Origin of the sequence: Pontibacter beigongshangensis, from assembly GCF_014332515.1 — a bacterium.
GTDB lineage: Bacteria > Bacteroidota > Bacteroidia > Cytophagales > Hymenobacteraceae > Pontibacter > Pontibacter beigongshangensis.
Genome location: NZ_VFSD01000001.1, coordinates 323,682 through 343,895 on the forward strand (window position 1 = coordinate 323,682; position 20,214 = coordinate 343,895).

Consider the following 20,214-nt stretch of genomic DNA (forward strand, 5'->3'; position numbering starts at 1 on the left):
GAGCTGAATTTGCTCCTTATATTCTTATGCCATATGCAAAACTTTAAATTTAAGATTCCCCCTATAGAACAGCTGAAATTGCAGGAACTCCTGCGCTGGACGCAATTGCGGCAGGAGCAGGTGGCGGAGGCTATCCTGATTACCAAAGACACTATTCTGGGGTTTGTGAAGCGGCAGGCTGAGAAAGGAAACTGGAAAGAGGTGGAGCAGGTGCTCAAAGGCAAGCCCATGTCAAGGACGGCTGGTTTTCTGGCTAATGAACTCAAAGACCGGGTTGTTCAGAACCTGATTTTCCGGCTGGGCTTGCGCCGTATTATCGCCCTTGCCCTGGCCATGGTGCTTCTCCCCTTCCTTCTTGCCAAAATCAGCGGAACACTCATTTGCAAATTCAGGGAAAAAGGCCAGAAGGAACAAGCCGCCTCCTGAGACCTGAATTATTTGAATGAAAATACCCCTCCGGAGGCTTTATCAGAGACACCGGCCACAGGACCTTTTAAGGTATCCGGCTTTTGGGTTGCTGATTGTTTGTTGTTAATCGTTAATTGATTCCGGAGGCTCACTTTGGTCATTCAATATCAGGCTACAAATGCAACCATCCAACAACAAACAACCAATTATTCCAATGAAAACACCCCTCCGGAGCTGTTTTGAGCAACCGGCGCCGCGGCTCCCTTAACACAAATTAAAAGGGGAGGCATCCTTCCGGACACCTCCCCTTTTTTAATTCCGTACTATTGGTTCTGCTATTGCAGGAACAGCAGCTCACGGTATTTTACCAGTGGCCAATCCTCGTCGTCCACCATTAGTTCCAGCTTGTCCACGCTGTGGCGGATCGTATCGAAATAGCCGTAGATCTCCTCGCTGTAGAAGATGGCACGCTCACGGGAATCCTCAATTTTGTTCGCCACTTTGCGCGATCCGATCATGGCTACCACGTTCTTCTGGATAGTGGAGATGTAGCCCGACATTTTCTTGATGGACTCCAGCATGGTGTGGGAGTAGTCGTCTTCCAGGCCAAGCTCCTTCAGGCCTTTATAGTTGCTGATAAGTTTGTTCTGATAAGCAACTGCCGTCGGAATGACGTGGTTCATGGCCAGGTCTCCCATCACGCGCGATTCGATCTGGATTTTTTTGATGTACTCTTCCAGCAGAATTTCGTGGCGAGCATTTAGCTCAACCTCGGTAAAGATGCCGTGTCTGGCGAACAGGTCCTTCACCTCTTGCCTGTGGTACACATCCAGGGCACGTGGCGTGGTCTTGATGTTCGACAAGCCTCTGCGCTCCGCTTCCTGGGCCCACTCCTCGGAGTAACCGTTTCCTTCGAAACGAATATTCTTAGACTCTGCCACATACTCACGCAGTACCTGAATAATGGCAATCTCTTTCTTCACGCCCTGCACGTCGATCAGCTGGTCTACCTTCGTCCTGAAATCCACCAGTTGGTCAGCCACCATGGTGTTGAGGGCCGTCATAGGAGCTGAAACGTTGGCAGAAGAACCTACGGCGCGAAGCTCGAACTTATTGCCGGTGAAGGCAAAAGGAGAAGTACGGTTGCGGTCGGTGTTGTCGAGCAGGATTTCAGGAATCTTGTCGATGCCGAGTTTCATGTACATGTTGTCGCCTTTTTCCATCGGCACTTTTTCGGTGCGCTCAAACTCGTCGAGCAACTCCGTCAGCTGCTGTCCGATGAAGACCGACATGATGGCCGGAGGAGCCTCGTTGGCACCCAGGCGGTGATCGTTGCTGGCCGAAGCGATGGTGGCACGCAGCAAGTCGGCGTTCTTGTAGACGGCCTGAATCGTGTTGATAAAAAAGGTAAGGAACTGCAGGTTCTCTTTCGGTTTCTTGCCCGGGGCCAACAGGTTCACGCCGGTGTTGGTGCTCATGGCCCAGTTGTTGTGCTTGCCGCTGCCGTTAATGCCTTTAAACGGCTTCTCATGCAGCAACACTTTAAATCCGTGGCGCTCGGCAACCCGGTCCATAATGTCCATCAGGAGCTGGTTGTGGTCGGCGGCCAGGCTGGCATCTTCAAAGGTGGGGGCACACTCAAACTGTCCCGGGGCCACTTCGTTGTGGCGGGTTCGGAGCGGTATTCCCAATCTATGTGCGGCCGCCTCAAATTCTACCATAAAGGCGTGCACGCGGCTTGGAATAGAGCCAAAGTAATGGTCTTCCAGCTGCTGGCCTTTGGCCGGTGTGTGGCCAAAAACAGTTCTTCCGGAAATAGCCAGGTCCGGGCGGGCATCGAAGAGAGCCCTGTCAACCAGAAAGTACTCCTGCTCAATACCCAGCGTTACCGAAACTCTTGTTACGTCCTTATCAAAATACTGGCAAACCGGCACGGCGGCCTCGTTTAGCAGGTGCAATGATTTGAGGAGTGGCGTTTTATAGTCCAGGGCCTCGCCGGTGTAAGAAACGAAGATGGTAGGGATACAAAGTGTTTTGGAACCGCCGCTCTCCAGGATGAAAGCCGGAGAAGAAGGATCCCAGGCAGTATAGCCTCGAGCCTCAAACGTGTTGCGGATACCTCCGCTCGGGAATGAGGAAGCATCGGGCTCCTGCTGTACCAGGGCGCTCGCTTTAAAGCTCTCGATAGCCTTGCCGTCGCTGGTCAGGTCGAAGAACGAGTCGTGCTTCTCAGCAGTGGCACCCGTCAGCGGCTGAAACCAGTGGGTGTAGTGGGTTGCGCCTTTGTCAACGGCCCAGGCCTTCATGGCGGCTGCCACCGTGTCGGCCAGGTTGCGGTCTACCTTTTCACCAGCGTCGATAGCACGGCGCAGCTTCTTAAAGTAGTCGGATGAGAGCGTGGAACGCATGGCATCCAGGCCGAAGACATTCTCACCATAGTAATCTGAGATTTTCTGTGAAGGCAGTTTTACTTCACGGGCGGTGCGTTGGCTTACGAGCTCAAGAGCTTTGAAACGGAGTTTGGCCATATATTAATTAAGGTTGGTGTTTTAGATGAGCAAATATAATGAGAAAATTAATTTTTCAAGTACATCGCTAGTTTTTTTATAGGGTATTTTGAAAATAGTTAACAAATTTTCAATCGACCCCCTGGTTTTTGCACCCAGCCAGCCGGAAAAGTGGCTATAAAATTAAGAGCTGCATATTAATTGTTTATGAAAATAACCTGGTCTTTCCACGATAATATAAACAGGCTATGCTTTTATATGTGGGTATGGAGAGCAAGAGCGTGCATAAAATAACCTCCCTCGAAAGAGAGAGGCGCAGTGGTAACTAAGGTACAGTGGGAAATCATGTCAAGGCATTAAAGGCAGCAGGCAACCTTCTCCACACTCAGGCAATGATGTACCACATCTGAACAGAAAAGCTCATTCCTTCTCCAAAATTGCGGACAGGTTCTTCGCTGGAATTCAACTCTGTGTATATAATTCTAATTAATCAGTGCCCTTAAAGGAAGACCTATTCTTTCAGTAGCTTTCTGTTATATAAAATTTTATCTTCACTACGTACAGTAACAAAATATAATCCTTTTGCTATTTTACTTAAGTCTAAAGTTATTTTGTCAGATAAAATTGAAGAGACTGTCTTTGTAAATACAACATGTCCTGCTATGTCAATAATCTGTATGTAGCATGTCTTTGGTTCACTGAATTGCAGGTATATATCAGTTTTATCAGACGATGGATTAGGTGCCACCAGCACATACGGCTGATTAGTAATAAAACTCAGCGCTAACGTCTTGGAATAAGCTGCCTTTTCGTCAAAATCAATTTGCTTTAAGCGATAATAAGACGTACCAGATAACGGCAACTTATCCTTATATGAGTAGTTCCTCTGGATGCTGCTGTTACCTATTCCGTTTATGAATGAAAGAGATTGGAATGTAATTCCGTCTGCTGATCGCTGCACCTCAAATCCTTTATTATCTTTTTCGGACGCAGTAGACCAATAAAGTAACACCTCATTTTTATCAAGTTCCGCATTAAAACCTAAAAGCTCAACTGGTAATGCATTGTTGATAGAGAAGGACCCTAACGTAACAGGGCTAAAGGAGGTAAAATGAGTTGAAGAAGTAATAGTGCCTGCACTGGCATCGCCTGTGAACCTACTATGACCATGATTTGCCCATTTGGGGCCTCCCGGCGCACTTACATCCCAATGCGCCACCAGCAGGTCTGCAGGAGTCTGTACGGCACAGCCTTCTACAGCAGTATTGTCCCAACTGAGGGTTACATCTGTGCTGGCACTTCCTCCTATCCGGTCCAGAAGCCAATATTCACAACTGCTCAAATGATCAATAGCCACGTCTTTGGTGTTGAGGGGATAGTTAGAGTTTGGATTCTCAGGAAAGTACTCAGCTTTAAATGCATCTGTGGCCACCCCTGCAGGTGCAATTCCGATAGATCGGTAATAGTTTCCTTTTCCAACCGGGAAGGTGAAGGCCCCGGTACCATAACGCACGACTGGTCCTTCCACAAAACTGCTGTTGGATGCTCCGATTACGGTTGCTCCTGCCATAAACAGTAGCTGGTTGTCATCAGAACTAATTATTTTCCCTTGTTTCAGGTTTAAGGAGGAAGCAATATGCAAAGGGGTGTTCAGAACTAAGTTACCTCCTGGCTTAGCCAATTCCATTCGATTAAAGTTGATTCCGGCAGCACCTGACTGACTGATAATCTGATCATTAGATCCATCTGCAACCACAGTTCCGCTTCCGGTACCTAGGCTGACAGGCATGCTGCTGCCAACGGTAATATGGCCGGAAAATGTGGAGCGGGTATTGTGGCTAACTTCCAAAGACCCCGTGCCGCTCCGAACAAAAGTTACGTTGTTATTGAAGTCATCGCCGGTTAGATGTCCCATACGCAGCCGCCCGGAAGAGTTATTCCGGATTACCACAGGACCGTTGAAAACGCTTCCGCCATTACCGTCATTATCTGCCGGCTGTTCTCCCTGCTTTGTAATACTAGTGGCCCCATTAAAAACAGAACCCTCCAGGTAAATATTATTGCATACCGTTGATAAAGTAGTGCTTGCCTCAAAAGTCGTTCCCCTGAAGCGAACTTCAGAGCATTGCACATTAAGATTGCCATTCATAACCGTGCCAGCCTCAAACAATACATTTCCGGTAACGGAGAGCTGGTGCCCATTCAGGTTCAGGGTACCCGACCTCATCGTCAGGTTCGTGATGGTGGCAGGCCCCTGTAATTGCGGCGGCGTCCCTGCAGCCACGATCACAACCGGGTCGCTTGCTGCCGGCACACCATTTGGTGTCCAGTTAGAGGCAGAGTTCCAGTTGCTGCCAGCACTCCCGTTCCAGGTATAAGTGGGCTTAATAGGAGAGCCGTAAACTTCAAGTTCAAAGATGGAGTAACCGTATAGATTTTTACCTCCACCAATCCCTCTTCGTGTACCGACTATTCTGACATATCGGCCTCTACTGTTTAAGTTTACATGCTCATTGTATGTCGGCTTAAATGATGAGTTATCTGTAATGGTAGTTATGGTTGTCCAACTGGTGGTATTGTCAGAAACTTCTATTCTATAATCTTTAGCGTGAGCACTCTCCCAAAGTATTTTAACCGTATTAATAGTATAGGTAGCGCCCAGGTCGACATAAATCCACTGCGGGTCAATATTGTGCTGGCTTTCCCAGCGGGAGTTAGCGTTACCATCTACGGCATTGGTTGCGCTGTTTGTGCTATTGTAAGCACTTAATGCAACCACAGGTTTATTCAGTGCTAGATTAATATTTTCATTTACATCAGTTACAGCTATGGTAAACATCTGGCTGGTGGTTCGGGTACCATCAGAAGCCTGCACAGTTATATTGTGCGTAGTATTAGTCTCGAAGTCGAGTAAGGCGCTGTTGGCTACTGTAACAATTCCAGTGGTAGCATTGATGGCGAACCGGCCTCCTGCATTATCAGTCAGCGAGTAGGTAACAGCTTTCCCCTCCGGCGAGGTAGCCTTGGCAGTTATACCTACCGTTGTTCCGGTGGCGGAGTTCTCTGCAACAGTATTGGGTGCGTTATTTTCGTCTGTTATCGTAAAAGAAGTTCCAGCAGTCGTTCCATACACCTCAAGCTCCCAGATGGAGTAGCCATACAACGTTGTGCCGGCCTCAATGCCTCTTTTTGTGCCAAATATTCTGACGTAACGGCCACTACCATTTAAGTCTGCATGTTCCCGATAGGCCGTTTGATAAGTTGTATTGCCTGTGACGGTGCGTAAAATGGTCCAGTTGAGGGCGTCATTAGATACTTCTATCCGGTAATCAACGGCATGTGCATTCTGCCAGAGTATCCTTACCGTATTTATGTTATAATTGGCCCCCAGATCGACATGAATCCACTGCGGATCACTGTAGGCGCTTTCCCAGCGGGAGCCGGCATTGCCATCTACGGCATAAGAGGCGGGCTGAATAGGGCTAGGAGAAGAAACAGCTGGTTTTCTCAGAGCGAGGTTAACCTGAGCACTGGCCATTATATTGACAGCCACCAGCAGAAGAACAGTAGCAAACACTTTCGGGCTAACCAGGCAATTAAAGCTCTTCTTCGGTAAACTCAAAAGCTGTAAAGGGAGAGTATAAATTATCATCCAAAAAGAATTATTTGAATATTAAAAATCAGGGGAGGTAGTGGGGCGCTTTTTTAGCATAAAAAATGAATCACCTACAAGCACTTAGTGATGATATAAACTGCCAAGGCCGTACATCACAAAGTATTGAGATAGCTATTATGCAAATTATAATAGCTATTGTTTTAAAATTATCAATGGAATAGAACAATTTTGTCTTTCTTGGCATTCACTAGATTAGTTTGTGCAAATAACTTAATATTTAGATAATTAATTCAATTTAGTGGTTTTTTTATTCTCCACCTTACTCTGATGAAAAAACATCTTTGAATCTATCTTAGAATAAACTAATTCTATTGAAATACTATTTATTAAAGCATCTTGCTAAAGTTCAATACAATTTATTGGTGTGAATTAGAATGGATTGGTTTTTTTAAAGCCGGTAATCTTTAATTATATACTTGCTAATTGATAAAGCGCAGGTATAAAGCCACTTAAGTCATATATATATAATCCAGAATTAAGAATTAGCCTTGCCTCTCCCCTTGTCATTGGCGTAACCATTCTATTAGATCAACCTTTTCAGTTTTATCTACATTGCCTCTGCAGGGACTAAAACTGCATCTGCCGTACAACTTGGTAGTAATCTTTATGCTGAAATTGCAGACTTTTCTAGAATAACATCCTTAATTTTGTGGGCTACCAATTTGTGCCGTGAAAAGAAGAATCCTATACCAGCCTTTTTATTTTCTGTTCTGGATCATTTACTTTCTGGTGGCCAGAGGCATATTTCTGATGTACCACTACCCCCGGGCGGAGGTGCTTTCCGGCAACGACCTGCTCCGACTCTTTATCAATGGGTTTCCGCTCGATATGTCTTTTGCCGCCTACTGCAGTGTGCTGCCTTTTTTTGCCATTACCCTGGCAAGGGCTATCCCGAAACTCCGGGCCGGGAAGTTTATCCGGTATTACACCTATAGTATAGTGCTGCTGCTCTCGGTGTTGCTGGCCGCCGATCTGGAGCTGTACAATTTCTGGGGGTTCCGGCTGGATGCCTCTCCGCTGCAATACCTGAACACACCTGCCGAAATGATGGCCTCTGTGGCGATGGCGCCCCTGTTCCTGCTCGCGTTGGTGGTGCTGGCCATTAGTGCCCTTTTTGTTCTTTTGTTCAGGTTCGTGTTCGATTACCGTGAATCGGTACCCCCTTCTGGCAGGCTTCTCTTTTCTGCTGTCGCTTTTGTGTACCTCATCGTGCTGATCATACCCATGCGGGGCGGGCTGCAGCAGATTCCGATAAACCAGAGCATCGCCTATTTCTCCGATAAGCCTTTTGCCAACCATGCCAGCCTGAACATGCCCTGGAACCTTATGCACTCCCTCATCAAATACAACAAGGAAAAAGGCAACCCCTACCAGTACATGGAGCTGCAGCAGGCCGAAAAAATGGTTCAGGAGCTTTATGCCGCCGCCCCGGACACTGCTGCCAGTGTATTAAAGCAGGCACACCCCAATGTACTCTTTATAATTCTGGAAAGCTTTACAGGCAAGTTCGTGGGCAGTATTGGAGGCAAACCGGGCGTAACCCCGAACCTGGACCAGATGGCTGCCGAGGGCATTAACTTTACCCATATATATGCCAGCGGCGACCGGAGCGAGAAAGGCCTCGTGTCGATTCTGAGCGGCTACCCGGTGCAGACGACCACCTCTATCATCAAAAACCCCAGAAAATCGGAGAAACTGCCTGGACTAAGTCATGTTTTTGAGGAGCATGGGTACAGCACCAGCTTTTATTATGGGGGTGAGCTGGAGTTTGCCAATATTAAGTCGTACCTGCTCAACGGAGGCTACGACAGGCTAATCAGCAAATATGATTTCGACCCGGCATCTTATAACTCTAAATGGGGCGCACACGACCATGTGCTGTTTGAGCGGGTACTAAACGATTTGAAGTCAGAGAAGCAGCCCTTCTTTTCCACTGTCTTCACCCTCAGCAGCCATGAGCCTTACGACATTCCGATACCGGCGAAATTCCCGGGCAACGATTTTGCAGCCAAGTTCCGCAACTCTGTGTACTATACCGACTGGGCGCTGGGCAACTTTATAGCGGAGGCAAAAAAGCAGCCTTGGTGGGAGCACACACTGGTGGTGCTGGTGGCTGACCACGGGCACCCGCTGCCCAACGAAGACCCGAACCATGTGCCGTCCAAGTTCCACATCCCGCTTATCCTGACAGGAGGCGCGGTAAAAGAAAAAGGATTGGTGGTGCCAACCCTCGGAGCCCAGACAGACGTTGCCGCCACCCTTCTGAACCAGCTGCAGATGCCCCATGACAAGTTCAGGTGGAGCAGGAACCTATTGGCGCCAACCCCTTATCCGTTTGCGTTTTATGTGTACAACGATGGTTTTGGATTTATAACAAAGCAAGGCACCGTGGTGCTCGACAATATCGGCCGGAACGTACTGCTTCGCGACCCTGAGGTAACAGACGAGCAACTGGAGCAGGGCAAAGCTTATATGCAGTATTCGTTCGAGGATTTTATCCAAAAGTAATTTTGAATGAGTGGATGAGTGACTACACAATTTCCGAATTTGAGGATGGTGGAAAGCCACAAAAACAAATTATTCTAATGAAAGAAGCCCTCCGGAGCATTTTTACTGCAGATGCATTTGAGGCCGTTTAAAAGCAGCAAATCTCTAAACCCTCAATTAAAAATCTGCACCTTTTCAAATTTCCAAATCTTCAAATCAAGAAATTAATTTTCGTACCTTTGTGGCCTGATTATGAAGAAAGTCGCATTTTATAATAGCTGTTTATATAACTAATTGATAACAAGCTACTTAGTCCTGCTTTTTTGCTATTATTTTCCCCGTCAGGTAAACAATAGGTAATTTAATACGGGTTTTCCTGCTTTCTGCCTACTATAAACAAAAAAGCCCACCCCCATCAGGAGCAGGCTTAATAGGTTGTCTAGATAATGTTACTTTCTGACCAGCGCGATAAACAGCCCCACGGCCACGGCACTCATAATGATGCTGAACCATAGCTGCTTTTTGCCCTTGTCTTTTTCTTCTGCCAGTTCTGTTTCGAGCTTCCCGTTCCTTAATGTCAGGGCATCCACCCGGAAAGTGTTCTCTTTTGTGATTGTCTCCTTAGTCCTGATATACTTCACCTCCTGCTGCACATCAGGGCATTTGACCTTTGGCGTGTATTTTTCGCCAGTTGTCGGGTTAGTGGTTTCGGGGCAGTCTAATTCTATGCCGGGTAAAGTTACCACTTTTACTACCGTGTCGGTTACGGTCTCTATGGTTTCCTTGATCTCTCCCAGGTCGGCACAGAGTTCCAGGGCCAGCAGCTTGTGCTTATCCTTCCGTAGTTCCTTCACGGCTCTCTTGCCGGACACACAGGAGGAAAGCAAAATCAGAATCCAAATTATGGCTAATATGTGTCTATGTTTCATGCTACGGTGTATTTAATATCCGGGAGGTCTAGCTCATGCGTAAAAACCTCCTTCATAACATTGGTGCCGTGATACATCATCATAGCTATACCCTTTATTTTCAGCCTGCCGCTTTCGTGCTTTACAAATACCCGCCCGAATTGGCGTGTGCCGGATTGCAGCCCTTCAGAGTATGGCCCTCCCTTTTGAGAGTTGGAGGCATCCAAAGCAGCAAAGCAGAATACAGGTGGCCCCTTATGCGTGGCTCCTGAATAGCCTTTTGCAAACTGTGAGTTCGTGCCGTTATCTATCGCTATCTGGTGCGCATCCCCATGCAGGATAAAGCAGCGGTCGTTCAGGCGTACCCCGTTGCGCTTGTTTTCCTCTGCCATCAGGAAGTTGGCTATCTCTTCGCGTTCCTCTGGATATTGGCCCCAACTATCCACAAAGTCGCCCAGGTGAGGTGAATCAGGTCGCATAATGTATACAGACCCGGACACGATCATTATAGCGGGTTCAGTAGCATAGGCAAGGGTTTCTTTGAACCATTCCATCTGCTGCCTCCCTAACAACGTCTTGCCTGGCCCGGTTAACACTTTCTTTGTCCTACAGTCCAGCATGATAACCCGAATAGACCCCATTGCCCACGTTTGCCCCGCTGCCAGTGTTCCGTCGTCACGCGGTATTACCCCCGTTTTAAGGGATTGCTGGAAAGGGTAATTAGGCACGTACTCCCTGTATGCCCTGTTGGATGCCGGGGCACCTGTAGACTGCGAATGTGAGTTGTTGTTACAGAAGTCGTGATCGTCACGCGTGTAAGGCATGCCCCAATAGCTGTACATGTCCCTGTAGCTATCTTCCAGGTAACACCCCTTAAAAGCATCACGCCATAGCTGCGGGTTATTCTGATTGTTGTCTGAGTAGTGTAAGTCCCCCATGTGGACAAAGGTCACCGCATTAGGGAACTGTTTCGGGAGCTGCTTCAGGATAGGTGCCCCTGAAATCCTGTCCTTTGATCCCTTCCCGCTGCACGAGGCTGCCAGAAACTCAAAGTCGGTGCCCGGTGCCGGATAGGTTCGGAAAGACCCGGTTGCTGCCAGCTCCCCATCTACTTTAATCTTATAATAATAGCGTTGGTTCGGTTTCAGGTTCTTTGGCCTAAGCGAAATGACATAATCCTTTTCGGGGTCGCCGGTTCCGGTCGCTGCTGTAAATGGGTTGTCGAAGCTCGAAGAAAGCGACATTTGCAAACTCGCCTCCTTGTTCTCAGACAGCCTCGTTTTAATGGTGGCTTCTGTAGTTGCCACGGCCCCTACCCAGGCGGTTTCAGCTACAACCGTTCCTCTCGGTTCTTCCGGTAGTGGCTCAACTGGTGTCGGTTCTTCCGGTTGCGTTTCCGGCTCTGGTGCCGGCTCCCCTCCTTCGGCTGGCTCTACCTGGATAGTGGTAGTCATGGTGGTTCCTTTATAGGGATAGGCAGGCTCTTGTATGGCTTTCACGTTGGAACGCGCCGCTTTCATACCTGTGGCATACCAGACACCGTCCTTTTCTTCTATCCTGATAATATCGGAGTAAGAAGCTGAAACACTGATACGACCCTGGCTTTTAGAGGTAAACCCGAAAGGCTTCGTTTCCCCTACCTTTAGTTTGGGTGGCACCCACCGCATTTCAGGGTGTATGTAGGGTTCTTTGTCAGGTTCAGGTTCAGGTATAGGCTCTATTGGATCCGGCTCAATAGGTTGTTCTGGCTGTGGTTCTTTCAGCTTTTCTTCCAGGGCTTTTATCCTGGCTTCCTGTTGCTGGAAAGCCTCCCGTATGCCCTCCAATAATAGTTCGATCTCCATGATGTTACTGCTAAGGTGTCAATTTTTGATAGGTAGATTCAGAAATGTATACAGAGTACAGTTTGCCATCTAGCCTGTGTCGCAACTTATAGCACATAGTACCTTTCTTTATAGTTTCCCCTGTCCGTACATCAGTGTGTTTTTTACCAGCCTTTACATGCTCGGTCATATCGGGGTCGTACTTGATCGTTATCTGTAGGTATCTTTCGTTAGCCATGATCTTCTTCCTCCAATGCTTCGTTTTTCTTTCGTTTCAGTGATGGGTAGTTGCTGGTGGTGAGCTTTGCCAGGGTTGCCCCGAATAGAGCAGCACTGTACACCATCCGTAAAGCCATCTTCCAATGGTCCGGCACAAACTCATCATGCAGGATAGCAGGCAGAAAGTCCGTTATCATAGCGCAAATACCACCGATGGAAACGAATATTACAGCAGCGTTACGCCACCATTGGTTTAAAGGCTCTTTCCACCTTAAATAGATTTCAAGAATAAATTTTCTCATATACATAAAGCTTTTAGTGTCTGCTCTCCTACAATGCCATCAGCTTTCAATCCTTTAGAAGTCTGGAAACGCTTTACCAGTGCTTCGGTGCCGGGGCCAAAGATTCCGTCTGCCTCTATGCCCTCCCCTAAATACAAGGCTGCTGCTGTCTGAATGTATTTGATGTAATCGTCTTTCATATAAGGATGCTCTAGTTTGTAGACCTTGCGCCTTTTAGATAGCATCTGCCAGCCGGTTAGCTCCCAGTGTGGCGCGTCCTTTATGCTCTTAAAGTTGCCGCCCCAGGTAATGCCCACCGCTACCTGATTCACCAGCTTGTTGAAGTCTGCAAACATGTTGCTGCTCCAGTCTAGTGTGCCGTTCGGGTTCTTGAAAGCAATATCAAAGGCGTATGCAGGCTTGAAGTTATGCGGACTGGATCCGGGCCGCGCATTAGTGACCCTTGCGCCTGGCTTTGTCCTGCCTTGTGCGTACAGTTCCCCTTGCTCGTAGTCGCTACGGTGGGTGGCAGTCAGCATCGGGATAGGCCGGTTGGGGTATTTGTCTAGCCATAGGGCTGTTGCCTTAATGTAGGCGTTGGCTAGAGTAGGGTGCAAATCATTTACATTGCGTGAGGCCATGATATTATCTTGATCTTCTGTTTACTTCTTTGAGTTCCTTCACATCGTCTTTCAGCTCCTTTATCTCCTGCATGATGTAGTCGTTGTCGCGTTTCTGCACAGCCTGGTTCTGCTGCAACTGGTTCAGCACGTTCACCAGTTTCTCGTTGATGTCAGCCTGGTGCTTCTGGTACTCCTTGTTCTGGTTGTGGAAATCCACCAGGAAGAACACGACCATAGCCCACAGGCCCTTAAAGAGCCAGTCCACCACGTTGATCCCCTTATCATCTATCTTTACTGCCACTACTTCCCTTTTTTTTATATGCCACGATCATAGACAACGCCACTGAAACAGTGATTGCCTGAAGCCGCCAATCCGTCTGCCCTGCGAAAAAGACAAAGTCCAGCAGCTCGTAGAGGAAAAGCGCAACTAGTAATAAGGTAAAGTATGGCATCTTAACCATTTCCCTGCCTGGAATCTCTCTGAGGAAGATGTTAAGCGTGCTGATAAGCTTTAATCTGTCAAGTGCGAACAGGAACAGGATGACCTTAAACCCCAGCCTGTAGAAGTAGATTTGAATATCCATCCGCACCGTTTCCCCATAATGCCCCGTTTCCTCTGCGTCGAAGAAGGGGAATATGTCACGTATAAAGAGCGTTTGCCCGAAAAGCCTGATACTCTGGTTTATGTGCAACACATCGTAGTTCAGGCTGCTAAAGGCGTTGTGGGCAAAGAAGCATATAATTATCAGCAGGGTTAAGGTGTATGTGCTTCTATATATGCTTCTTCTCCTGTGCATTACTCAGTCGGTTTCGGGTCAGGCTTCTTGATGGGAGGGTCTGCCATAATGCCCACCTCTTCCTTTACAGGCTTTGCAGGCCTGGCTGGTTTCTTGTCCTTTTTCATGGTTCTATGATTTGATGTTATACGTTCAAATATAATTAAAAACTGGCTATAATCTTACTTTTATCCAAGTGCATACCCTGTTATAAGCGCAATCAGTATACCTATTTTCAGGTACATGCTCAGGTGTTCGGGTTTAATTCCTAGTTTCTGTGCGGTTCTCCTTATGGCTTTGTCTGTTGATGCGTTCTGCCCCACATAGAACGGGTGCAGGCCGCGCTTCACGTTCAGCCCTGTATCGAACACCAGCCAGAAGATAAGCCCCAGGATAAGCCCGTTTGCGCCTGCTTTCAGGGTAAGGCCAAAGAGTACCACTGTAGGCACCGCTATGGCTAAGGCTCTGCTGCACCAGGCGTAACGGTGGCTTAGGTTCTGCCTGCTGCTGTAGGTGCCATTGATAATCGCGTACCCATCTCTGAAGATTTCCAGTACAGCGAGCAGGACGGTATAGAATACCAGGTAGATCATTGTTTCAGGCTCCTTACATAGCTGCCAATCAGGAACACAGCAAGCGCAATGATAGCCACATAGCCGAATTCCTGCGCCTCTGGCACCACAAAGCCTACTATAATGGCAATGACAATAGCCCCTAACGCTAGCAGGTTGGCAGGCTGTGAGATGTATTTTAGAAAGCTCATAGATTCCCTATTTTAATATCCTTGTGCTGATGCTCCCATTCCAGGATAGCTTTTACTTCGTCTGCTTTGGTCACAGATGGTAAGTGTCTGGTGCCGGTGGCCGTGGCTCCCTTCATAATTGAAATGTCGTTGCGCTTATCGTAATAGTTCACGCCCACGGTGTTATTTTCAAAGACGTTGTTATCCATTGCCCCCTGCCGTGTGCTTTGCGGGTTGCTCCAGATGCCGGAGGTGTTCATGCTTGGGATCGCGTGGTAAGACCTACCATCGGGCAACTGACCTGCATTAATGACCGTGTTATCAGAGGCTTTCAGGTGGTGCCCTGCCGCAAAGCCTATCCCGTAATTGCCGGTTTCCGTAACCACGTTGCTGAAGATTTCTATGTAAGCCGGGGCCGTGCTGTAATCTCCATCCCCATCTGTGATAATGCCCCCGCCGGAGTAGTATTTCTTTGCCTCTTGTGTCGGATGGTAGAAAGCCCCGCTTATCCGGTTGTGGTGAATCTTGATGGGATTGGCGGCGGTGCCTCTGGAATTGTAGACGTTCACATTATCTTCTACATCTGAACTGCCGTACTCGTTCACCACCCTGTTATAAGCAATTTCAGCCTCTACTGCCTTGTAGTTCATCACCTGCACAAAGTTGGCATGTGCCCTGCTTTCTTCCTTAATGCCGTTTACTGTTTTCAGCATCAAGCCGTTCACATTCTTCACATCGTTGTACAGGATGCTGATCTTACCCCCCTGCTGCCCGTTACCGTTGGTGGTCACAAAGCCGCACCCCTCTGCTGTGTTGTTGGTCACGGTTAAGGCAATCACGTTATTAACTGAAAGGCAGCGTCTTGGGCTGCTGGTGTTGCCTGTATGGGGTAAGGCGGCAAAGCTACAGTTATGTACCAGCAGGTTTGTTTTGTCTGAATGGTTCTTGATCCCGTAGCCTGCCAGTTCAAAGGAACAGTTGGTAATCTCTACAAATTCCGCTGTCGCTATCTCAATACAGGCCACCTCTGATTTAGCAGAACGAATGTGCAGGTTTTGATACACCCCACCCTTTGTAATCCTGAATGGCTCCCGGCTTTCTTTCACTACTGGAGGTTGAGGCACTACAGGATGAACAGGCTTTTCAAGTACCGCTATCCTTTCAGAAAGGGTTTTCTTTTCTGCTTCCAGCGTCTTGATAGTGTTGTTTGCCCTGTTGAGTTCATCTGAAAGCCCTTTCACCGTGGCCGCGTGGATCGTGTTCAGGTGGTTGATCTCCAGCTTCAGCTTTTCGTTTTCATCCCTTGCGGTAACGGCTTGCTGTATCTCTGTAAGTAATGCTGTTAAGTTTTCCATGTTTAAGAATGTTGTATCGGGCCTATAACCGCTGATTGCTTTCTTTCTGTAATTGCCCCTATGTAGAGGTCACCTTGCAGGTCTGTGCTGGTAACTGCAAAGTTATGCGTAGTGCCTAGCGTGTTAGAGCGTGTCGGCGCTGGCATACTGGCATCTGAACCGCCTCGGCTGTGTTTCCAAAGCACTACCCTGCAAGGCTTATTGGTGGTCACGGTTAAGGTGCTGCCTGAAACGGAATAGTTGATTGTAGGTGCTGCCAAATCCACATAAGCAGGTATAGCCGTTTCGGATAGCGTGAAAGAGTCAGTATTATAAGGCACCTCCACTACAAACACGTTAGCTGATTTCTTCAGGATAGAGCCGACACTGCTCTGTAGTTCCTTGCCTGCTAAGGCTGTACCGGACACATCTATTCTTATTGATACCGGAACCGTAAGAGCCTGCGGTAAATCAAAACTGTTCCATGTTAGATTAACCGTATTGCCGGATACGGTAACAGCCTGCACCATCTCGCGCGCCCACAGGTAGCGTAAGGCTTCATCATAGCCTGCATAGTGTACATCGTAAGGAGCCAATACTTCCGCTACCTTCTCGTACATATCCCGTACCTTCGTGCCTGCCGTGTGCCAGTGCATGAAGTCCTGAAAGAAACCATTGCTGTCAACTGTTTTAAGCAGCTCCTGCTCCAGGTAAACAAGACTTTCCGCATACGTGCCGCCTGCTGGAATACCCAAAGGGGTTACGCCCGTTTCAAAGTCTGCAAATCTGGTAGCTGATGCCCTGTCTACATAATCCAGCCTTGCCGTGTCATTATTCGGTAGTCCAGCCCCGGCGCCATAAGCGGTATAACTGTCTCCCGATGTGCTGAAAAAGGAGTTACGGCCCCCTAAGAAGTAAGGTAGGTACACAGAAGGGGAATCATTGCGCCCGTTCCGGTAACTGAAAACAAACGGTTCTTCGTTGTACTGGCTCTTTTCTGCCTCTACCAGTTCCGAAAGCTCCTGCATGTTGCTGTCACCGATACCACTCACCGCATCATACCCGTAGGCCCCGTTGCTGATGTCATACAGCTGCTGGCCGTGGTTCGGATAGCGGGTGTCTTTCGGCTGGCCTACAACCGCATTGGCAAACGCTGCGGCCCCGGCACTGGTCCAGGAGGTAGCGGTATAATCCGGTATCAGTTCCACTGCCTGCGACACAGGATTGTACCACCTGTCCGTCTGGAAGTAGATGGCCTTCTCTACCCTGCCGGAGGCGTTCATGGCATCGTCTATGCCTGAATACCTGCTCACAAAAGAGGTAGCGGCTATGTTATGTTGCCAGGCCCAGAACTCGGAAGGATAGCGGTTGGTGCCTAATGTATCCGTGTTCTGGTTGAAGGTCATAGCTGCCCCGTAGCGGTTCTTGCTTACCGTTGCAGCAAGCAGGCTGCTTTCACCCGGTGGAATTACAACACCGGATGAAAGCGAGCTGATGCCAAATATGAATGTCCGTATCATACAGGTAACTCTGTGCTGTAGTTTGTATTCGCTACTCGAAAGCTGGAGAAAGAAGCAACGAGGTCAGTGGCTTCTGTGCTGATACACTGCCCCGAGAAACGTACTTTCAGGTCGGTACCCATGTCCCTTATTATCGGGTCAGTATTCATGCGCTGCCAGATGCTTCCGGTGGGGTTCCATGCCCAGAAAGCTATTTCCGTAGTGGCGCTGTCATAGGTAATCTTCACGCGCCTGTTCGTCAGGGTGTACTCTGCGTTGGTGAGGTCTTGCTGGAAAACGTTGGTTGAGCCTTCAAACACCACAATCCGTGTAAAATGCGTGTTAGGGGCTGCGGCTCGTGAAATATGAGCGGTACACAGTGTGCCCTGTACGGTAAAGGAAGCTGTATGCCCGTTTGTCAGTGGTGTTTTGTCAAATATGGCAGAAGCTGCCCCGCTATTAAATGTCAGATTGTTAAAAACTGCATTCGCTGTCGTGCCGCCTGTTGCCTGCCCTCCCTTCATGGTAAACTGTAGCTTACCGTTTGTTTCAGCGATAAGCACCTTTGCCGGGTCAGTCTCTGTCACTGAATAGTTAGTCGCTGAAATCACACCATCACCGAAATCATCCTGGAAAAGAATAATAGATGCAGTGGTAGCCTGCGCTGTGGCCCATCCTGAATCGGTATAGGTCGTTCCGTTCCCTACTGCCTTGATTCTGTAGTAGCGTGTGCTGCTCGCTGTCAGGCCTGTATGTGAATAAGAAGTAGCATTGGCAGCAGGAGCATTCAAGAGGCTCCATGCGCTGTTATCGGTGCTGGCCTCTATTCGATAGCTGCTTTCATTGGCTACATCACTCCATGTCAGGTTAATTTGCGTGTCGCTGAGGACTTCTGCGCTGAAGTTGGCAGGTGTGGCAAGCTGGGTGCTGCCTGGCTCTGTGTTAATCACAGAGATATTAACTGTATCCGTTCTGGTAATTCCCCCCTCGGTATAGCTGATGTTAATCTGTGCTGTCTCATTGGCTGATATGGTGCCCGTTGCATACGTGTTTCCTGTCAGTGTGCCAGAGCCGGAAGCCTTTGTAAAGGCGGCACTGTGGGTTACGTCTGCTGTAGAACCATCTGAGTAGGTGGCGGTCACGTCAATGGATACATCATCCCCTTCGTTGATCGTGTTCGCGGCTGGTGTGGCCTCTATGCTGAACAGGGTAACGGCTGGCGGCTCTGTAACAACTTCCGCATTAGACCAGATATTCACCAGGTAATAATTGCCTATTTCCCTCAGTATAAATAGCCTGTTCAGGGCATTAACATCATAAGTCCCTTTTTTATCTATCGTGCCCCCGGTAATGGTTGGTTCTGTTGCGGCCTGGTGATAGATAACTATACTGGTGCCATCGATCGCCCCTGTATTGTCTAAAGCAATATCACCAGACAAGGGGGCTGTTGGGGTGCCATAGAAAACACCCGGTGCCCAGTCTGACTTGTAAGGCCCAGAGGCACGGTAAAGTGGTGTGCTACCTCCCGGCTTTACAACCAGGTTGCTGTCTGCCGTGCCGTCTTGATACCAATACACGGTCGGGAGCGGGTCGCTGGCCGATTTAATCAGCACTTCCTGAAAGCGGTAACGGTACGCCGCCACGTTGTACTGGTTGGCCTCTGCCACGCTCAGGTAAGGCCGCCATGCCCCTGATACAAACCGCCCTTTCTTGTCGTCTAAGTCCTTTGGGGCTAATACCCGGACGTTATCGTTTGGAGTAGATGCCATCTTATGCTCTTAATTCTATGGTGTGTGCGAATTGTGTCTGATACCAGGTAATGTAGAACCTGTAAGCCCCTACTATCACAGGGTCTTTGAACAGGTTATCGTCGCCGCCTATGGCCCCGTTGTTCGGAATGTTCACGATGTCCTGCCATTTGGTTTTCACAGGTTCCGTAGCCAGTTCTGCGTACCAATGGAATAATGGGGTGGTGTTGGCGGTGTAGTCTATCGCTACATTGGCCTGCCCTCCTGTTACCACGCTGCTGCCTGCCTCGATCTGCGTAGCGGTGAGTACTGCGTCGGTTGGTTTGTAGCCAAAGTAGCCGGTTGCCTGTGGTGCCGGTGCCTCTGAGAAAGTAATCGTAACGGTGCCCGATGCTCTGGTGGCCGGGGTGGTGGTTTTCAGGATAAAGCGGTAATCCTTGCTCTCGTATTCGGTGTAAGTGTACGTGCCGGACAGCATCCCCACCACAAACAAATCCGTCCACTGGCTTTCCGCTGCCCCTTTCGGCTTGTATTGCAGCACCCTGGGGTTGGTGGCTATCAGGGTTTCATTGCCTAAACTGCCGTCATAAGTGAGCGTCACGCTTTCGCCTGTGCCGGTGGTGCCGGTGGTCTTGTTGATGGCTATCGTGGCGCTGGCGTTCTGATAGGCCGGTTGTGTGATAGTGACCGCCTTGCTTTTCACCGTGTTGGCCGCATCCTTCACGTAGACCGTGTAGACCCCTGCCGGAAGGTTGGAGAACACGCCGGAGGTCTGGTAGTTGATGTTGTTCAGGCTGAACTGGTAAGGAGAGGTGCCGCCGGAGGCCGTGGCCGTAATAGAGCCGTTAGAGGCTCCGTACACGCTTACATTGGACTGCGTGGAGCTAATGGCTAACTCAGTGGAGCCTGTACCTGTATAAGCCGCAATAGCAGAAGCCGGAACCCTGTAATGTGTGTTGCCCCTCTTGACTGCAAACAAGTCGCCTGCCTGTACCGCTGTCGGTAAAACGGGCAAGGCTCCAATGTCGAAGCCTGCCACGCCGTCATCTGCCGAATTAAAGAGATTGTCTACAATGTAATTGAGGGCGTTACGGACTACTTTAGCGGAGTTCTGGCGGTTGTACTCGTCTGTAATCGTTGCCTCTATGAATGCCTTTATCTGTTGCCTGGTGTCTGCCATGAG

General features: G+C 48.8%; 16 protein-coding genes. 2 read left to right on the forward strand and 14 right to left on the reverse strand.

Annotation, left to right across the window (positions count from 1 at the left end):
• The first annotated feature begins 33 nt into the window (after positions 1 to 33).
• Complete coding sequence (locus tag FJM74_RS01190; protein ID WP_187260719.1) at positions 34 to 426, forward strand: hypothetical protein; 393 nt, start codon at positions 34 to 36, stop codon at positions 424 to 426.
• A gap of 317 nt (positions 427 to 743) precedes the next feature.
• Here the strand turns inward: FJM74_RS01190 and FJM74_RS01195 are convergent, their stop codons facing one another.
• Together FJM74_RS01195 and FJM74_RS01200 are read right to left on the reverse strand one after the other, a co-directional pair.
• The gene (locus FJM74_RS01195) at positions 744 to 2,936 is read right to left on the reverse strand and encodes a glutamine synthetase III family protein (protein WP_187260720.1); all 2,193 of its coding nucleotides are present in this window, start codon (positions 2,934 to 2,936) and stop codon (positions 744 to 746) included.
• Positions 2,937 to 3,426: 490 nt separating this feature from the next.
• Complete coding sequence (locus FJM74_RS01200) at positions 3,427 to 6,567, reverse strand: galactose-binding domain-containing protein (RefSeq protein WP_187260721.1); 3,141 nt, start codon at positions 6,565 to 6,567, stop codon at positions 3,427 to 3,429.
• A 693-nt stretch (positions 6,568 to 7,260) separates the two neighbouring features.
• Here FJM74_RS01200 and FJM74_RS22620 point away from each other — a divergent pair.
• Complete coding sequence (locus FJM74_RS22620; protein ID WP_187260722.1) at positions 7,261 to 9,099, forward strand: LTA synthase family protein; 1,839 nt, start codon at positions 7,261 to 7,263, stop codon at positions 9,097 to 9,099.
• Positions 9,100 to 9,527: 428 nt separating this feature from the next.
• Here FJM74_RS22620 and FJM74_RS01210 read toward each other — a convergent pair whose 3' ends face one another.
• The 12 genes from FJM74_RS01210 to FJM74_RS01265 all read right to left on the reverse strand — a co-directional run bounded on the left by FJM74_RS01210 (position 9,528) and on the right by FJM74_RS01265 (position 20,211).
• On the reverse strand, positions 9,528 to 10,007 hold the full coding sequence (locus FJM74_RS01210; RefSeq protein ID WP_187260723.1) for a hypothetical protein: 480 nt from the start codon (positions 10,005 to 10,007) through the stop codon (positions 9,528 to 9,530).
• Entirely contained in the window at positions 10,004 to 11,830 is a 1,827-nt protein-coding gene (locus tag FJM74_RS01215; RefSeq protein ID WP_187260724.1) for an alkaline phosphatase D family protein, read from the reverse strand. Before FJM74_RS01215 ends, FJM74_RS01210 begins: the two co-directional genes overlap by 4 nt.
• Positions 11,831 to 12,039: 209 nt before the next feature.
• Positions 12,040 to 12,225 (reverse strand): hypothetical protein, encoded by a 186-nt coding sequence (locus tag FJM74_RS01220; RefSeq protein WP_187260725.1) that lies wholly within the window; start codon positions 12,223 to 12,225, stop codon positions 12,040 to 12,042.
• A gap of 101 nt (positions 12,226 to 12,326) precedes the next feature.
• Positions 12,327 to 12,950, reverse strand: coding sequence for a peptidoglycan-binding protein (locus FJM74_RS01225; protein WP_187260726.1), 624 nt, complete (start codon positions 12,948 to 12,950; stop codon positions 12,327 to 12,329).
• Between the two features lie 4 nt (positions 12,951 to 12,954).
• A complete protein-coding gene (locus FJM74_RS01230; protein ID WP_187260727.1) occupies positions 12,955 to 13,233 on the reverse strand; it encodes a hypothetical protein in 279 nt (92 codons plus the stop codon).
• Complete coding sequence (locus FJM74_RS01235) at positions 13,214 to 13,729, reverse strand: hypothetical protein (protein ID WP_187260728.1); 516 nt, start codon at positions 13,727 to 13,729, stop codon at positions 13,214 to 13,216. The genes FJM74_RS01230 and FJM74_RS01235 overlap by 20 nt, the downstream gene beginning before the upstream one ends.
• A gap of 167 nt (positions 13,730 to 13,896) precedes the next feature.
• Complete coding sequence (locus FJM74_RS01240; protein WP_187260729.1) at positions 13,897 to 14,301, reverse strand: hypothetical protein; 405 nt, start codon at positions 14,299 to 14,301, stop codon at positions 13,897 to 13,899.
• Positions 14,298 to 14,471 carry a hypothetical protein gene (locus FJM74_RS01245; protein WP_187260730.1) on the reverse strand — a complete coding sequence of 58 codons (174 nt, stop codon included), beginning with the start codon at positions 14,469 to 14,471 and terminating at the stop codon, positions 14,298 to 14,300. Before FJM74_RS01245 ends, FJM74_RS01240 begins: the two co-directional genes overlap by 4 nt.
• Complete coding sequence (locus FJM74_RS01250) at positions 14,468 to 15,805, reverse strand: hypothetical protein (protein ID WP_187260731.1); 1,338 nt, start codon at positions 15,803 to 15,805, stop codon at positions 14,468 to 14,470. Before FJM74_RS01250 ends, FJM74_RS01245 begins: the two co-directional genes overlap by 4 nt.
• A 2-nt stretch (positions 15,806 to 15,807) precedes the next feature.
• On the reverse strand, positions 15,808 to 17,304 hold the full coding sequence (locus tag FJM74_RS01255; protein WP_187260732.1) for a hypothetical protein: 1,497 nt from the start codon (positions 17,302 to 17,304) through the stop codon (positions 15,808 to 15,810).
• Positions 17,301 to 19,052: a phage tail protein gene (locus FJM74_RS01260; RefSeq protein WP_187260733.1), complete on the reverse strand. Its 1,752-nt coding sequence runs from the start codon at positions 19,050 to 19,052 to the stop codon at positions 17,301 to 17,303. Before FJM74_RS01260 ends, FJM74_RS01255 begins: the two co-directional genes overlap by 4 nt.
• Before the next feature lies 1 nt (position 19,053).
• Positions 19,054 to 20,211 carry a SprB repeat-containing protein gene (locus FJM74_RS01265; RefSeq protein WP_187260734.1) on the reverse strand — a complete coding sequence of 386 codons (1,158 nt, stop codon included), beginning with the start codon at positions 20,209 to 20,211 and terminating at the stop codon, positions 19,054 to 19,056.
• Positions 20,212 to 20,214 lie beyond the last annotated feature (3 nt).

Excerpts from the sequence above, each read along its gene's own strand:
- FJM74_RS01215 (WP_187260724.1), bottom strand. The coding sequence starts at position 11,830 with ATGGAGATCGAACTATTATTGGAGGGCATACGGGAGGCTTTCCAGCAA.
- FJM74_RS01245 (WP_187260730.1), bottom strand. The coding sequence starts at position 14,471 with ATGAGCTTTCTAAAATACATCTCACAGCCTGCCAACCTGCTAGCGTTA.
- FJM74_RS01265 (WP_187260734.1), bottom strand. The coding sequence starts at position 20,211 with ATGGCAGACACCAGGCAACAGATAAAGGCATTCATAGAGGCAACGATT.
- FJM74_RS01220 (WP_187260725.1), bottom strand. The coding sequence starts at position 12,225 with ATGATAACGGACTTTCTGCCTGCTATCCTGCATGATGAGTTTGTGCCG.
- FJM74_RS01200 (WP_187260721.1), bottom strand. The coding sequence starts at position 6,567 with ATGATAATTTATACTCTCCCTTTACAGCTTTTGAGTTTACCGAAGAAG.
- FJM74_RS01240 (WP_187260729.1), bottom strand. The coding sequence starts at position 14,301 with ATGATCTACCTGGTATTCTATACCGTCCTGCTCGCTGTACTGGAAATC.
- FJM74_RS01250 (WP_187260731.1), bottom strand. The coding sequence starts at position 15,805 with ATGGAAAACTTAACAGCATTACTTACAGAGATACAGCAAGCCGTTACC.
- FJM74_RS01225 (WP_187260726.1), bottom strand. The coding sequence starts at position 12,950 with ATGGCCTCACGCAATGTAAATGATTTGCACCCTACTCTAGCCAACGCC.
- FJM74_RS01195 (WP_187260720.1), bottom strand. The coding sequence starts at position 2,936 with ATGGCCAAACTCCGTTTCAAAGCTCTTGAGCTCGTAAGCCAACGCACC.
- FJM74_RS01255 (WP_187260732.1), bottom strand. The coding sequence starts at position 17,304 with ATGATACGGACATTCATATTTGGCATCAGCTCGCTTTCATCCGGTGTT.
- FJM74_RS01235 (WP_187260728.1), bottom strand. The coding sequence starts at position 13,729 with ATGCACAGGAGAAGAAGCATATATAGAAGCACATACACCTTAACCCTG.
- FJM74_RS01210 (WP_187260723.1), bottom strand. The coding sequence starts at position 10,007 with ATGAAACATAGACACATATTAGCCATAATTTGGATTCTGATTTTGCTT.
- FJM74_RS01260 (WP_187260733.1), bottom strand. The coding sequence starts at position 19,052 with ATGGCATCTACTCCAAACGATAACGTCCGGGTATTAGCCCCAAAGGAC.
- FJM74_RS01190 (WP_187260719.1), top strand. The coding sequence starts at position 34 with ATGCAAAACTTTAAATTTAAGATTCCCCCTATAGAACAGCTGAAATTG.